1 pseudogene is annotated in these 334 nt (G+C 71.6%); it reads right to left on the bottom strand.

From position 1 onward, the window contains the following. Nucleotides 1–334 (bottom strand): annotated as a pseudogene (locus tag Q664_RS47175) (ABC transporter substrate-binding protein); the annotation flags it as partial.

The following is a 334-nucleotide window of genomic DNA, read 5'->3' as shown; positions in this document are numbered from 1 at the left end:
AGTCCACGAGCTCGGCGGCCTTGCGGACCGTCTCCTCCACCCGGTACATGCCCTGGACGCAGTCGTTGACGAGCACCTCGCCGCGCTCGGCGGTGGCCGTCACGGCGTGGGCCAGCTGGTTGGTCTCCGAGGCCCGGTGGCGCACGGCGTCGATGCCGGTGTGCACCACCTGGACGAAGGCCTCCGCCTCGCTGGCGAAGCGCGCCAGCTCGTCACCCGAGGAGGCGATGTGGTGCAGCCGCTCGCTCATGGCCTGCACCTGCTGGGTGGTGCGGTGCGAGAACTCGTCCAGGGAGAGCAGCGCCTCGGCCACCTGCCCGAGCCGCTCGGTCAT

The organism is Archangium violaceum Cb vi76 (assembly GCF_000733295.1).
In the GTDB taxonomy this organism is placed as follows: domain Bacteria; phylum Myxococcota; class Myxococcia; order Myxococcales; family Myxococcaceae; genus Archangium; species Archangium violaceum.
The sequence above is the reverse complement of the archived record's forward strand: the minus strand, read 5'-3'. Positions and strand labels throughout refer to the sequence as shown.